Here is a 14,017-nt window from a genome sequence, read left to right as displayed (position 1 = left end):
CGTGTTGGCCGCTCCGGGCACCGTGTTGGCCCTTCCCGCTCGCGTGTTGGCCCTTCCGGGCACCGTGTTGGCCCCTCCCGGCGGCAGAGTCAGGCGGGAACCGGTGCGAGGGCCCCGGCCAGCAGCCGGTAGGAGTCGAGCATCTCGGCGCGGTCGTAGGTGCTCGTGGTCACCAGGATCTCGTCGGCGCCGGTGCGGTCGGCCAGTCCGGTCAGCGCCGCGGCCGCCTCGTCGGGGGCGCCCGCGATGTGACCCCGCCGGGCCTCGTCGAACAGCGTGCGTTCGCGGGGCGTCATGTCCAGGGCCAGGATCTCCCCGGCGGAGCGCAGCGGCGGGAACACTCCGTGGGTCCGTGACCAGGCCGACGCCCACGCTTCCGGCACGAGCAGCCGTTCCGCGGCCTCCCTGGTCCCGGCGACCGCGACCGTCGCCGAGACGATCACGTACGGCACCGGGCAGCGGGACGACGGGACGAACCCCTCCCGGTAGCGGCGGATCGCCTCGGTCATGCGTGCCTCGCCGCGGATCGCGCCGATGACCAGCGGCAGCCCCAGCGAAGCGGCGAGGTCCGCACCCGCGCCGGTGGCCAGCAGGAACGCCGGGATCGGCTGCCCTTCGGCCGGGAACGCGTGCACGCCGGGATGCTCCGACTGGGTGTCGTCGAGGTAGCCGAGCAGGAGCCGTACCTGCTCACCGAAGCGGTCGGCGTCGTCCTTGCCGTGGCCGAGCGCGCGCCGCACGCCGCCGGTGAAGCCGACCGAGCGGCCGAGCCCCATGTCGATCCGGCCCGGATGCAGCGCCTCCAGCACCCCGAACTGCTCCGCGACCACCAGCGGCTGGTGGTTGGGCAGCATCACGCCCCCGGTGCCGACGCGGATGCGCTCGGTCGCGTCCGCCACGGCGGCCGCCAGCACGGTCGGCGCGGACCCGGCGACGCCAGGGACGCTGTGGTGCTCCGACACCCAGAACCGGTGGTAGCCCAGTCCTTCGGCCTGCCGCGCGAACGCCACGGTCTCCCGCAGCGCTTCGGCGTGGGTGCCACCTTCGCGGGTGCGGGACCGGTCGAGCACGGACAGTTTCACGCCTTGGTCAACAACCGGCGCGCGGCGGGTGTTCCGTCAGTCCCGCGCCCGGCTGGGCTGCACCCGCTTCGGCTCGCCCGGCATTTTGGGATAATCCGGTGGATAGGGCATCTCCCCCAAGCCGTGGTCGCGCTCGTCGCGGGCGTACCACTCCAGCGCGGTCTCCAGGCCGAACGGCTCGTCGTCCATGCCCGCGTGCGGGTCACCGTGCGCGGACAGCCAGTCCGGCACCGTCAGCACGTCGAAGTCGTCCGGGTGCACCTCGGGCAGCTGCGCCCAGGTCAGCGGCGTCGACACCGTCGCCCGCGCCGTGCCGCGCACCGACCACGACGAGGCGACCGTCCGGTCCCGCGCGGCCTGGTTGTAGTCGAGGAACACGCGCCCGCCGCGTTCCTCCTTCCACCACGCGATCGTCGCCAGATCGGGGAGGCGCCGTTCCACCTCCCGGCCCAGCGCGATCACCGCGTGCCGCACCGCGACGAAGTCCCACTCCGGCCGGATCCGCGCCAGCACGTGCACCCCGCGCCCGCCGGACGTCTTCGGATACCCGGTCAGCCCGGCGTCGGCCAGCACCTCACGCACCACCAGCGCGACCCGGACCGCGTCGTCGAAACCGGAGCTGTCCGAGGGGTCGACGTCGATCCGCAGTTCGTCCGGGTGGTCGACGTCGGGCCGCCGCACCGGCCAGGGGTGGAAGTCGAGCGTGCCGAGGTTGGCCGCCCACGCGAACACCGCGGCCTCGGTCGGGCAGACCTCGTCGGCGGTACGGCCGGACGGGAACGTGATCCGCGCGGTCTGCACCCACTCGGGCGCGCCCTTGGGCAGCCGTTTGGCGTAGAACGGTTCACCGGAAACGCCGTCGGGGAACCGTTTCAGCGTCGTCGGGCGCTCGCCGATCGCGCGCAGCAACGGCTCGGCGACCGCGAGGTAGTACTCCACGACCTGCCGCTTGGTGATGCCCCGCTCGGGGAAGTACACCTTGTCCGGATTGGACACCCGCACCGTGCGCGCGCCCACCTGGTATTCGATCGCTGCACCTGCCACCGGCTCACCGTAGCCGCGCACGCGTGGTTCCGCGCGTGCCTTACCGTGGAGGTCGTGACCCGCCGCGTGAAACTGGTCCTCGCTCTCGTCCTGCTCGCCGGGGCGGTCGTGGCGGCGTTCACACTTCCCGTGCCCAGCCCCGCGGAACTGCGCGACTGGGCCGGCGCTGCGGGCCCGGTCACCGCGTTCCTGTTCCTGGCCGCCTATTCGGTACTCACCGTGGCCCCCATACCCCGCACCGTGTTCAACCTCGCGGCGGGCCTGCTCCTCGGGGACGCCCTCGGCATCGTGGTCGCCATCACCGCCACCGCGATCTCCGGCGCGCTCGGGTTCGGGCTGGCCCGGTGGGCCGGGCGCGATCTCGTGGCCCGTCACCTGGAACGGACAGTGGTGCGCGCGGTGGACGAGCGGCTGGCAGGCGGCGGTGTGCTCGCGGTCGCGTCGCTGCGGCTGATCCCGCTGGTTCCCTTCGCACCACTGGGTTACTGCTGCGGCATCCTGTCCGTGCGGTTCGGCCCGTACCTGGCCGGGACCGTCCTCGGCAGCCTGCCCGGCACGATCGCGGTGGTGGTGCTGGGTGACGCGCTCACCGGCGGCACGCCCCCGGCTCTGCTGGTCTGCTACGGTGCCTTCGCACTCGCCGGGGCCGTTGGACTGGCCCGAATCGCCCGCGGGACAGCTTACGCCGGGCGCACGAAGCAGCCCGCTACACTCGACCCGGTGCGCGAGGAGATCGTTCGCGCTGAGCCAAGCCAGCACATGCGGAGAGTTTCCGAGGAGTAGTCCCATCGACACCGGTCAACTGATCGCAGGGCACTATCGCCTCGTTGAGCACATCGGCAGCGGCGCCATGGGCGTCGTGTGGCGCGCGGTGGACGAGCGCCTCGAACGTTCGGTCGCGGTGAAGCAGATCCTCGCCCAGCCGGGCATGTCCGAGGCGGAACGCAGCAGCATGCGCCAGCGCGCGATGCGCGAGGCGAAGAACGCGGCCCGGTTCCAGCACCCCAACGCCATCGTGGTGTTCGACATCGCCGAGCACAGCGGGGATCCGTGCCTCGTCATGGAGTACCTGCCCTCGAAGAGCCTGTCGGCGGTCATCGCCGAGCAGGGCACGATGGCGCTGGCCGAGGTCGCCCGCATCGGGCACCAGGTCGCCTCCGCGCTCGTCGTCGCGCACCGCGCCGGCATCGTGCACCGCGACATCAAGCCCGCCAACATCCTGATCGACGAGCACGGCACGGCCAAGATCACCGACTTCGGCATCTCGCGCGCGGCGGGTGACCTGACGCTCACCCAGACCGGCCTGATCGGCGGCACCCCGGCCTACCTGGCGCCCGAGCTGGCGCGCGGCTCGGACCCGGCGCCCGCCTCCGACGTCTTCTCCCTCGGCGCCACGCTCTACCACGCGCTGGAGGGCCAGCCGCCCTACGGCAACAGCTCCAACCAGCTGGCCCTGCTCTACACCGCGGCGAACGGGCAGGTCGTGCCGCCACGCCAGTCCGGCAAGGCGACCGCGCTGCTGATGAGCCTGCTGCGGGTCGAGCCGGAGGAGCGGCCGACCATGCTGGAGGCCCGCGACCGGCTGGCCGCGCTCGCCAACGGCGAGAAGGACACCAAGGCCGCCACCATGGTGTCGCCGCCGCTGTACAACGGGGGCCGCCAGCCCGCGGCGATGCCGGTCGACCCGCCCGCGGAGCGGCCGCCGTGGCAGCGCACCGGTGCCGCCACCGCCGCGCCCCCGGCCGCCCCGCCCTCAGCCGCTCCGCCGCAGCGCAGCCCCCGTACCCCGACGGCCGCGTTCATCCCGCCGCCGAAGCCGCCACAGGCCGCCAAGCCGTCGCCGGTCAAGCGCAAGGGTGTGCTGATCGGAGCTGCGGCCGTGGTGGTCGCCGTGATCGCCGCCGTGCTGATCGTGGCCCTCAACGGCGACGACTCGGCGAACGACGGCGCGACGCAGGCCAACTCGGGCGGCGGCACCACCGCGCCGACGTCGGCGCCGTCGAGCCCGTCCAGCAGCGCGCTGCCGCCGGCCGACCTGGGCAAGACGGCGAGCACCGGATCGGTGGACTTCGGGTCCGCCGGCCAGATCGTGAAGGCTTACCTGGACGGCAAGGGCTCGGCCGCGGCGTGGACGCTGCTGACCCCCGCCGCGCAGTCGCTGTTCGGCAGCCAGCAGGCGTTCCAGCAGTACTGGTCGGAGCACGAGATCCAGGGCTACAGCTCGATCCGCGCGGACCAGGGCGCCAACTCCGACGGTTCGGCCACCATGTTCGTCTCCATCAACGGGGTCGGCCGGGTGGGCTGGCGGGTCGTCGACACCGGCGGCGGTCTGCTCATCGACGCCGACACCAGGATCGGTTGACCTACCCTGGGCGGTATGACCGAAAGCGGCCGCAACCCGCGCTTCGACGACGACCTGATCGGTCTCGACCCCGACGATCCGGAGGCCCAGGCGTTCGCCAGGCACCTGGACCGGATGCAGCGGTGCGAGCCGGGGTTCACCGTCGAGGGAACCCTGCACAACGTGGAGGAGTTCGCCGCGTCCAGCAGCCGCGTGGGCGGTCTGCGGTGGTGGATCGCGGCTACCGTGGTGGTGCTGCTGGTGCTGGGCGTGATCGTCGCCTCGTGGGACATCGTGGTACGGGCCCTGGAGTGGCTCGCCGAGTAGCCTGAAAGATATGAAACCTCGCATGGAACCTGTCGTGGGAGCCACCCCGAAGGTGGTCAAGCCGGACCAGGAATGGCGCGAGCAGCTCTCCCCCGAGGAGTACGCGGTGCTGCGCCAGGCGGCGACGGAGCGGCCGTTCACCGGCGAGTACACCGACACCAAGACCACCGGCGTCTACGAGTGCCGCGCGTGCGGTGCGGAACTCTTCCGCAGCGACACCAAGTTCGAGAGCCACTGCGGCTGGCCGTCGTTCTTCGACCCGAGCGGGTCGGACTCGGTGCTGCTGCGTGAGGACCGGACGATGGGCATGGTGCGCACCGAGGTGCTGTGCGCGACCTGCCACAGCCACCTCGGGCACCTCTTCGAGGGCGAGGGCTACCCCACCCCGACCGACCAGCGGTACTGCATCAACTCGATCTCCCTGCGCCTGGTGCCCGCCGAGTAGCCGCCTGGTCTCCCGCACCGGTGGTTGCGGGAGCCGGTTTGGTGACCGTCAGGAGCGGTGACGATGCCTACCTGGGCCTGCCGTTCCCGACGTTCCTCGTCATCTACGCCGTGCTGGTGCTGCTGCCCGTCGTGGTGCGCCTGACCGGGCCGCTACTGCCCAAGCGGCGCGGCGGCGGACCGCACCGGCGGGTGGCGCGCCTCCGGCGGGATTCGACGCGGACCGCGTGGCGACCGAGGTGCGGGCCCTGCGCGCCAGACGCCGTGCCATCGTCGCCGATCTGCTGCAGCTCTCGGCGACCTGTTCCGGCGCCGGCGCGCATTCCGCCTCCGGCACGCTCAGCGCTGAACCACCCGGCCACACCCGCGGCACCGCCGGAACGCCGCGGGCCACCGCCGGCAAGCTCACCCGCGAAGCCACTCCGCGGGTGAACTCCCCGGCACCGGCGACGGCCGTGACCATCCCGGTTCCGCCCCCGGCACCGAACCCGGCATCGTCACGTACCGCAGTCGCCCGAAGCCGCTGTCCGTCTCCGCCAGGAAGCCTGAGACGTCCACCGTGGCTCCCGCCTCCGTGCAGCGGCCGAGCGAGTCCAGCCACCGTCCCGTCCGCGCGAGCGCCAGCCGGGCCCGTAAGCTCCCGCCTTCGGTGGCCCGCCGCCGCAACGCGATCATCGCCGCCGCGGCCGCCAGCCATCCCGTCGCGTGGTCCAGCGCCTGCACCGGGAGCGGCCGCGGCCCGTCGTCACCCCACGCGATTCCGGACGCCATCTGCACCAGGCTGTCGAAACCGCGCCGCTGCCGCCACGGCCCGTGCCAGCCCCACGCGTTCAGCTCGACCAGCACGATCCCGGGCCGCGCCCACGCCAGCCGGTCGGCCGTGAACCCGAGCCCGGCGAGCGCGCCCGGCCGGAACGACTGCAGGAGCACGTCGGCCTCGCCGATCAGCCGCCACAACGCCGCCCTGCCGTCCGCGGTCCGCAGGTCCAGGTGCGCCGACCGTTTGCCCATGCCGGTGTCGACCACCAGCGGGTGCACCGTCGGCAGATGGGCGGCGCCGACGTGCAGCACGTCCGCCCCGTGCGCCGCCAGCACCCGTCCCGCCACCGGCCCGGCGATGACATGCGTCAGGTCCAGCACCCGCATCCCGCCCAGCGGCCGCGGCGACTCCGGCAGCGGACGCACCGAAGCCGGGCCGATGGCCTCGAAGGCCACCAGCGGCGCCCCGTCCAGCGCCCGCCCCATCGGGCTGCCGAGCCACTGCTCCCGGGTCCGCATCGCCGCGGCGGCGCCGCCGTCGGCGACCACGGACTCCTGCACGTCCCACGCATCCCGCTCCCCGACGGCGACGGCCACCGCGTCCCGGTCCTCCGGCACCCCGAGCGCCCGGCGGACAGCGGCCGCGTGGTGGGGGTAGTTGCAGTGCAGCTTCACCCAGCCGTCGGTCGCCCGGTAGTCGCCGGACAGCACGGCCCAGACATCGCCGGGCGGTTCGCCGTCCACGCGTACGAGCTTTTCGCTGCGGAAGGCCGCCGCGGCATGACGCGTATCCACCCTGACCACACCCGGCTCGATGCCGCGCAACCGCAACAGATCAGCCGCGGCAAGGGTGGCCGCCGCGACGCTCGCGGACGCGGCCGCCGCCACCCGGAACGGGCCGGGCAGCACGGTCTCCGCGCCGGTGATCCCGACCGGGCCGGGCGCGTCACCGGTCAGGTCGCGCCACAGCGCGTCGAACACCTACGGCAGGTTGGCGATCAGCTCGGCGGGAGGCACCCGCGTCCCGGTGTAGAACGGGGTTTCCTCGCGCACGTGCAGCCGCGCTTCGGTGCCACGCAGGTGACGCATCAGGTCGACGATGCGGTGCAGCTCGTCGGCCTCGAACGCGAGGATCCACTCGTAGTCGCCCAACGCGAACGAGGCGACGGTGTTGGCGCGCACGTCCGGGTAGTCCCGGGCCTCCTTGCCGTGGTCGGCGAGCATCTTGCGGCGCTCGTCGTCGGGCAGCAGATACCACTCGTAGGAGCGGACGAACGGGTACACGCAGAGGTACTTCCGCGCCTCCTCCCCGGCCAGGAACGCCGGGATGTGGCTCTTGTTGAACTCGGCGGGCCGGTGCAACGCGAACTGGCTCCACACCGGCACCGACACACGGCCCAGCGGCGTGCGGCGGAAGCCGGTGTAGGCGGCCTGCACCTGCTCGGCCGTCTCGGCGTGCCACCAGATCAGGTAGTCGGCGTCGGCCCGCAGCCCGGCGACGTCGTACACGCCGCGCACCACCACCCCTTTGCCCTCGAGCGCGTCGAGGTACTCGGTGGTTTCCGCCGCGGCCTGGCCGCGGTCCTCGGGGAGCCGCCCCGGCTCGACCCGGAACACCGACCAGGCGGTGTAGCGGATGCTGTCGTTGAGTTCCTGGAAGTTCAGCCGCGCCATGCACCCATCTTGGCACCGCGGCGAAACCGGCTGCTAGGGCACCAGGTGTGAGGTGACGCGCGCCGCTGCCGCGGTGGCGGTCGCGATGCACGCCGGCACCCCGACACCGTGCAGCGCGGCCCCCGCCAACGCGAGGCCGGGCACGTCCGCGACGGCCCGCTCGGCGCGGTCGACGAGGTCGAGGTGACCGGGCCCGTACTGCGGCAGCCCGCCACCCCACCGTTGCACCGCCACGTCGACCGGTTCCACGGTGATGCCGGTGAGCTCGGCCAGGTCGGCGCGCACCAGACGCACCAGCTCGTCGTCGTCCCGGTGCAGCGCGCCGGGCTCGCGGAACCGGCCGACCGAGCCGCGCACCAGCACCGGCCCGGCGTCCAGGTGCGACCACTTCCGCGAGGAGAACGTGAACGCCTTGGCCGCGAACGGCTGGCCACTCGCACGCCGCTCACGGGCTCCGATCAGCACGCCGGAGGCGTCCGGCAGTTCGGTACCGGGTGGCAGGGCCATCGCGACCACCGCCATCGACGCCAGGTCGATCTCGCCGAGCGCGGCCGACGCGGCGGGCACGACGCCGTCGAGCAGCCTGCGCGCCGCGGGAGCGGGCACCGCGAGCAGCACGGCGTCGACGTCGACCACCTCGGCGCCGACCCCGAGCCGCCAGCCCTCCTCCCGCCGCTGCAGCCCGGTGACCGGCGCGCCGGTCCGCACGTCCGGCTTGGCCAGCTCGACGAGCCGCTCGACCAGCGTCCCGAGACCGCCGGGCAAGGTGCCGAACACCGGAGCCGAACTGGGCTTGTCCGGGATCAGTCCCGCGGCGGCCGCGGTCAGTGAGGTGGCGCCGCGGTCGAGCGCGGCAGCCAGCGCGGGCACGGTCGCGCGCAGCCCGAGCCCGTCCGCGCCGCCCGCGTAGACACCGCCGAGCAGCGGGTCGACGAGGCGGTCCACGAGCTCGTCACCGAACCGCTCGCGCAGCAGGGCACCCAGGGCGATGTCGTCGTTCAGCGTGAGCGGAGGCAGGTCGGGTTCGGCGGCGACGCGGGCCCGCGCGCCGGGGGAAAGCACGTCCGCGACCGCGTCCGGCGAGCCCGGGATACCCATCAGGGTCCCGCCGGGCAGCCGCGTGAGACGCCCGCCCGCGCGCACGGTCGACTTCGCCCCGGTCGGGTGCACCAGCTCCAGCCCCAGCTCGGCGGCCAGCGCGACGCCTTCCGGACGGCGCGCGAGGAACGCTTCCGCACCCACGTCGTAGCGCACCCCGCCGACCTCGGCCGCGCGGAGCTTGCCACCGAGCAAGTCCGTCGCCTCGAAGATCGTGATCGTGGCGCCGTCGCCGAGCGCGGCACGCAGGCGGTAGGCCGCGACGGCGCCCGAAACCCCGCCGCCGACCACCGCGACGTGCATCAGGACTCCAGGCTGTGGACGAGCTCGACGACGCGGGTCAGCACGTCCGGGTCGGTGCCCGGCGGCACACCGTGACCCAGGTTGAAGATGTGGCCCGCGGCGGCACGGCCCTCCGCGCCGATGCGCCGCACCTCGGCCTCCACCACCGGCCAGGACGCCTGCAGCAGCGCCGGGTCCAGGTTGCCCTGCACGACCGGCACCGGCTCGCCCTGCGCGGTCAGCCGCCGGACGGCCTCGTCCAGCGGGACGCGCCAGTCGACGCCGACCACGTCGGCACCGGCCTCGCGCATGGCGGGCAGGATCTCGCCGGTGCCCACCCCGAAGTGGATGCGCGGCACGTCGAGGTCGGCGACCGCGCCCAGCACCCGCGTCGAGTGCGGCTGCACGAACTCGCGGTACTCGCGCAGCGTCAGCGCGCCGGCCCAGGAGTCGAACAGCTGCACCGCGTCGGCACCGGCCTCGACCTGACCGCGCAGGAAGGTCACCGCGATCTCGGCGAGCCTGCCCGCGAGCTCGTGCCACACGGCGGGCTCGGAGTGCATGAGCGCCTTGGTGCGCTCGAAGCTGCGGCTCGGACCGCCCTCGATGAGGTAGGAGGCGAGCGTGAACGGCGCGCCCGCGAACCCGATCAGCGGCGTCCCGCCGAGGCGCTCGACCAGCAGCCGGGTGCCCTCCAGTACCGGTTCGATCCGCGCCGGGTCCAGTTCGGGCAGGCGGCGGACCGCGGCCGCGTCCCGCACCGGCTCGGCCACCACGGGACCGGTGCCGGGCACGATGTCGACGTCGATCCCGGCCGCGACCAGCGGCACCACGATGTCGGAGAAGAAGATGGCGGCGTCCACGCCGTGCCGCCGCACCGGCTGGAGCGTGATCTCGGCGATCATCTCGGCGTCGAAGCAGGCCGTGAGCATCGGCACGCCCTCGCGCAGCGCCCGGTACTCGGGCAGCGAACGGCCCGCCTGGCGCATGAACCAGACGGGCAGCCGCGACGGACGGCGGCCACGGGCGGCGGCGAGGAAGGGAGAGCCGGCGAGGTCCCGGTGGGCCGGTCGCGGGCGCGACTGCGCGGTAGTAGACATCGTCAACCATGGTGCCACGCGGCCCGCCATGCCCTTACCTCGGCGCGTCTGCCGCCCCGCGCCCGCTCGCCGTCCTACAGTCGGCTGGTGACCGCGATGACGCATGCGCCCGAGATGTTCCGTGAAGCTGTCGCGGCGCTGCAGGCCCTCCGGCCCCGGCCGGAGATGACCCTCGAACCCGTCCGCGCACCGCAGCGCCTCGCTCCCTGGTCCTACGCGCTCAGCTGCGACGCGGCCGGTCCCGCGGACGTGACGGCCACCGGGCGTCTGGTGCTGCTGCACGATCCGGACGCCCCGGAGGCGTGGGACGGGGTTCTGCGGATGGTGGTCTACGTGCGCGCGGAAATCGACCGCGAACTGGCCAGCGACCCGTTCCTGCCCGCGGTCGGGTGGTCCTGGCTGACCGACGCGCTGGAGAACTCCGGCGCGCCCTACACCGCGCTGGGCGGCACGGTCACGGAGACGTCGTCGGCGCGCTTCGGCGACATCAGCGGGCCCGCCCGCTCCGACGACCTGGAGCTGCGGGCGTCCTGGACACCGGCGGACGAGCAGCTGCTCCCGCACGGCGAGGCGTTCTGCCAGCTGATGTCGAGTGTGGCGGGGCTTCCCCCGGTCGGCGTGTCGCTGTTCGGGCACCGGCAGAGCGGCTGAGTGTGACGCAGACCTCAGCACCGCGCCGGGAATCGCGCCGATAGAGTTCGCTTGCGCGGCCCCCGACCGCCTCGGGGTCCTCGGCCCGGCCACCCTCGAAGCCTGGTTCCGGCTCCACACGCTGCGCGAACAGTCCGCTTACGTCGACCTGATGACGTCGCTACCCCAACCGGTGGGCGCGGGCCGGAACCGCGCGTGAGCAGATGCACGGTGTGTATGCACGCGCACCAACGTGTCCCCAGTCAGGTGTTATCGCTGGCGCTCCGCGAGGTGTTAGCCACTCGGCGTGTATTAGTCCGATCGTGTTACATCGATGCCAGCTAGTAACTACCCGATCGAGATAGATACCCGTTCGATCCCCCCGCTGAGGGCGATGGGCGGCTAGAGTGCCTTCGACGACACCACTTTCGGTCTAGAGCTGGCGCGGCTGATCGGCCGAAAGTACCCGGTGCCGGTCGGGGGGCACGACCGACTCCAGGGAGGTAGTGACGTGGCTGCCGTCGGCTTATCGCAGGCCGTCAGATCCACGCCAGCCGGTGCTTTGCCGGCGAGCATGGTTCCGCATCCGCGGGAAGAGCTGTTTAGCGTGCTGGTGGTCGACGACCATCCGCTGTTAAGGGAGGCTATTGCCGCACGACTCGCACAGATGGGTGCGGGCACCGTACACGAGGCTGCCTCGGTAGCCGAGGCGAGGGCGCGGGCGACCGCGACGGGTCCGTGCGACCTGGCCATCCTCGACCTGGGCCTGCCGGACGGGAGCGGGATCGACCTGGTCACGGAGCTCCGTAGCCAGGGCTGGCCCCGCATCGTGGTGCTCGCCTCGTCCGACGACCCGTATGCCGTACGCTCGGCCTTCCAGGCCGGCGCCCAGGCGTATCTGCTCAAGTCGGCTTCGCCCATGGTGGTGACCGACGGGGTGCGCCGGGTGCTGGACGGTGGAGTGTACGCGGATCCGAGCGTGGCTCCGGTCCTCGCGACCGGCACCCGGGTTCCGGGCACCGACAACACGCCGCGGGAGCTGTCCGCGCGCGAGGTGGAGGTGCTGCAGCTGGTCGCCGACGGCCAGTCCAACAAGGAGATCGGCGAGGAGCTCAGCCTCTCCGCGCTCACCGTCAAATCGCACCTGTCCCGGATCGGGCGCAAGCTCGGCACCGGCGACCGGGCGCAGATGGTGGCGCTGGCGATGCGCGCGGGCGTCATCCGCTGATCGAAGACGAAATGGACCCCAACGGACGGGCGTACCGGTGACGGTGCGCCCGTCCCGTAGGGTTGACCGACGTGGAAACCGCAGATCAAGTGCCTGATGCCAGTGAGACGGCTGTCCCGGTCACGCTCAAGGAGCCGTCCGACGGGACGCCGGACGTGGTGGCGGACGAGCCGGAGCTGGCGCGCGCCTGCGAACGGCTGGCGGCGGGCACCGGTGCGATCGCGGTGGACACCGAGCGCGCTTCCGGCTACCGCTATTGGCCGAAGGCATATCTGGTGCAGCTGCGCCGGGAGGGTTCCGGGACGGTCCTGGTGGACCCGATCGCTGTCGAGGGCAGGCTGGGGCCGCTCCAGGACGTGCTGAACGGCCAGGAATGGGTGCTGCACGCGGCGTCGCAGGATCTTCCGTGCCTCGCCGAGCTGGATCTGGTTCCGGGCAGTCTGTTCGACACCGAACTGGCGGGCAGGCTGGCCGGCTACGACCGGGTCGCGCTGGGCACGCTCGTCGAGCGGTTGCTCGGTTACCACTTGGAGAAGGGCCACAGCGCCGCCGACTGGTCGAAGCGGCCGTTGCCGGTGGACTGGCTCAACTACGCGGCTCTGGACGTCGAGCTGCTGATCCCGCTGCGGGAGAAGCTCGAAGCGGAGCTGGACGCCCAGGGCAAGCTGGACTGGGCGCGGCAGGAATTCGAAGCTGTTCGCACGGCCCCGCAGCCCGCCCCGCGGAGCGAGCCGTGGCGCCGCACGTCGGGCATCCACAAGGTGCGCACCGCCCGTGGCCTGGCCGCGGTCCGTGCACTGTGGGAGGCGAGGGACGAGCTGGCCCGCAAGCGCGACCGCGCCCCGAGCCGGGTGCTGCCCGACAGCGCGATCGTCAACGCCGTGCTGGCCGAGCCGAAGACGGTGGCGGAGCTGCAGGCGCTGCCGGTGTTCGGTGGGCGGGTGCAGCGCCGGTACACCGGGAACTGGTTCCGGCATCTCCAGTCCGCGCGGCAGCTGCCGCGGGACCGGCTGCCGAACCCCGCGCAGCCCCATGACGGCCCCCCACCGGCGAACCGCTGGGCCGACAAGGACCCCGACGCGGCAGCCCGCCTGGCGGCGGCACGCGCTGGCCTGGCGAAAATCGCCGAGCACCACCAGTTGCCGGTGGAGAACCTCCTGCTGCCCGACCTGTTGCGCCGCACCTGCTGGCGCCCACCCGAGGACAGGAGCCTGCCGGGCGTGTCCGCGGCCCTCGCCGCCGGTGGCGCACGGCCGTGGCAGGTCGAGCTGGCCTCCCCCGTCCTGACGGAAGCGCTGCAAGCCACCGCCTAGCCCCCGCACGAGCGCCAGTCGCGCCCGGAGCGGCCAACACAGCGCCCGGAACGGCAAACACAGCAGCGCGAGCGGCAAACACGCGCGTGTTTCGCTCCGGGCAGCGTGTTGGCCGCCCCGGGCAGCGTGTTGGCCGAAGCGGTACCGGAGCCCGGCAACGCAAGCCGAACCAAGACCGGCCCAGACCGCCCCCGCCCCTCATCCCCAGCCTGCTTTGGTCGCTGATCAGCGGGGTCAAGGTACTCTTTCCCGCCTTGACGCCGCTGCTCAGCGACTGAAACCCTCCGCAAGGAGGGGCGGGGGAGGCCGAACCTGAGCCGACCGACTACCGGCCGCCCACGCAACCAGCGGTCACCTCGCCAGCCGAAGCGAGGCTCTCAAGATCAAAAGCGTCCTCGCCGGACAGGCAGGCTCCGGGATGACCAGGGGTTTCGAGTCCGGCTCACCTCGGGCAGGGGGTCGCTGTGCGGTCATCCCGTCGCCTTCCTGTTTGGGCATATCACTTTGGCGTGGGGCCGCAAGGTTGGCATGCCTGGCTCAAGGTGATCGTCCGGTGTCAGGCGACGGGATGACCACCCAGCTCCGGATTTACTCCAGCTCGCTGCCGCTCGCCCAAGGCGGCTCAGCCCTCTCCTACCCGAAAAGGTGGCGTCACCCACTCATGCAGGCCACCACGGTGGTTACCGACGGGTAAC

At 72.8% G+C, this 14,017-nt stretch carries 13 protein-coding genes; 7 read left to right on the top strand and 6 right to left on the bottom strand.

The genetic code is table 11. The features are described 5' to 3' along the window. Positions 1-89 precede the first annotated feature (89 nt). Positions 90-1,082, bottom strand: coding sequence for an LLM class flavin-dependent oxidoreductase (locus tag HNR02_RS19945; protein ID WP_179774657.1), 993 nt, complete (start codon positions 1,080-1,082; stop codon positions 90-92). A 36-nt stretch (positions 1,083-1,118) separates the two neighbouring features. Beyond that, complete coding sequence (gene ligD, locus HNR02_RS19940) at positions 1,119-2,126, bottom strand: non-homologous end-joining DNA ligase (RefSeq protein WP_179774656.1); 1,008 nt, start codon at positions 2,124-2,126, stop codon at positions 1,119-1,121. Between the two features lie 54 nt (positions 2,127-2,180). Between ligD and HNR02_RS19935 the strand changes: the two genes are divergently transcribed. Genes HNR02_RS19935 through msrB form a run of 4 tightly spaced genes read left to right on the top strand, consistent with a single transcriptional unit; the run spans position 2,181 to position 5,239 of the window. After that, a complete protein-coding gene (locus HNR02_RS19935) occupies positions 2,181-2,909 on the top strand; it encodes a TVP38/TMEM64 family protein (protein ID WP_312861055.1) in 729 nt (242 codons plus the stop codon). A gap of 19 nt (positions 2,910-2,928) precedes the next feature. Further along, a complete protein-coding gene (locus tag HNR02_RS19930; protein ID WP_179776016.1) occupies positions 2,929-4,488 on the top strand; it encodes a serine/threonine-protein kinase in 1,560 nt (519 codons plus the stop codon). A gap of 15 nt (positions 4,489-4,503) precedes the next feature. Beyond that, complete coding sequence (locus HNR02_RS19925) at positions 4,504-4,794, top strand: hypothetical protein (protein WP_179774654.1); 291 nt, start codon at positions 4,504-4,506, stop codon at positions 4,792-4,794. A 22-nt stretch (positions 4,795-4,816) separates the two neighbouring features. After that, positions 4,817-5,239, top strand: coding sequence for a peptide-methionine (R)-S-oxide reductase MsrB (msrB, locus tag HNR02_RS19920; RefSeq protein WP_179774653.1), 423 nt, complete (start codon positions 4,817-4,819; stop codon positions 5,237-5,239). Between the two features lie 404 nt (positions 5,240-5,643). Here the strand turns inward: msrB and HNR02_RS19915 are convergent, their stop codons facing one another. From HNR02_RS19915 to hemE, 4 genes are read right to left on the bottom strand one after another with little or no spacing between them, the layout of a single operon-like run. Continuing rightward, entirely contained in the window at positions 5,644-6,978 is a 1,335-nt protein-coding gene (locus HNR02_RS19915; RefSeq protein ID WP_179774652.1) for a CoA transferase, read from the bottom strand. Next, positions 6,979-7,671, bottom strand: a complete 693-nt coding sequence (gene hemQ / locus HNR02_RS19910; RefSeq protein WP_179774651.1) for a hydrogen peroxide-dependent heme synthase — start codon at positions 7,669-7,671, stop codon at positions 6,979-6,981. Between the two features lie 33 nt (positions 7,672-7,704). Further along, positions 7,705-9,072, bottom strand: a complete 1,368-nt coding sequence (hemG, locus tag HNR02_RS19905; RefSeq protein ID WP_179774650.1) for a protoporphyrinogen oxidase — start codon at positions 9,070-9,072, stop codon at positions 7,705-7,707. Then, entirely contained in the window at positions 9,072-10,151 is a 1,080-nt protein-coding gene (hemE, locus tag HNR02_RS19900; RefSeq protein ID WP_179774649.1) for a uroporphyrinogen decarboxylase, read from the bottom strand. The genes hemG and hemE overlap by 1 nt, the downstream gene beginning before the upstream one ends. Before the next feature lie 87 nt (positions 10,152-10,238). Between hemE and HNR02_RS19895 the strand changes: the two genes are divergently transcribed. The 3 genes from HNR02_RS19895 (at position 10,239) to HNR02_RS19885 (ending at position 13,322) form a co-directional block, all read left to right on the top strand. Next, positions 10,239-10,802: a DUF3000 domain-containing protein gene (locus tag HNR02_RS19895; protein WP_179774648.1), complete on the top strand. Its 564-nt coding sequence runs from the start codon at positions 10,239-10,241 to the stop codon at positions 10,800-10,802. Positions 10,803-11,355: 553 nt separating this feature from the next. Beyond that, positions 11,356-12,009, top strand: coding sequence for a response regulator (locus HNR02_RS19890; RefSeq protein ID WP_017983672.1), 654 nt, complete (start codon positions 11,356-11,358; stop codon positions 12,007-12,009). Positions 12,010-12,098: 89 nt separating this feature from the next. Then, positions 12,099-13,322 carry a ribonuclease D gene (locus tag HNR02_RS19885; protein WP_179774647.1) on the top strand — a complete coding sequence of 408 codons (1,224 nt, stop codon included), beginning with the start codon at positions 12,099-12,101 and terminating at the stop codon, positions 13,320-13,322. Positions 13,323-14,017: the final 695 nt, after the last annotated feature.

Source organism: Amycolatopsis endophytica (genome assembly GCF_013410405.1).
Lineage (GTDB): Bacteria > Actinomycetota > Actinomycetes > Mycobacteriales > Pseudonocardiaceae > Amycolatopsis_E > Amycolatopsis_E endophytica.
Note: the sequence above shows the minus strand (reverse complement) of the source record. Positions and strands in the feature narration are given on the sequence as shown.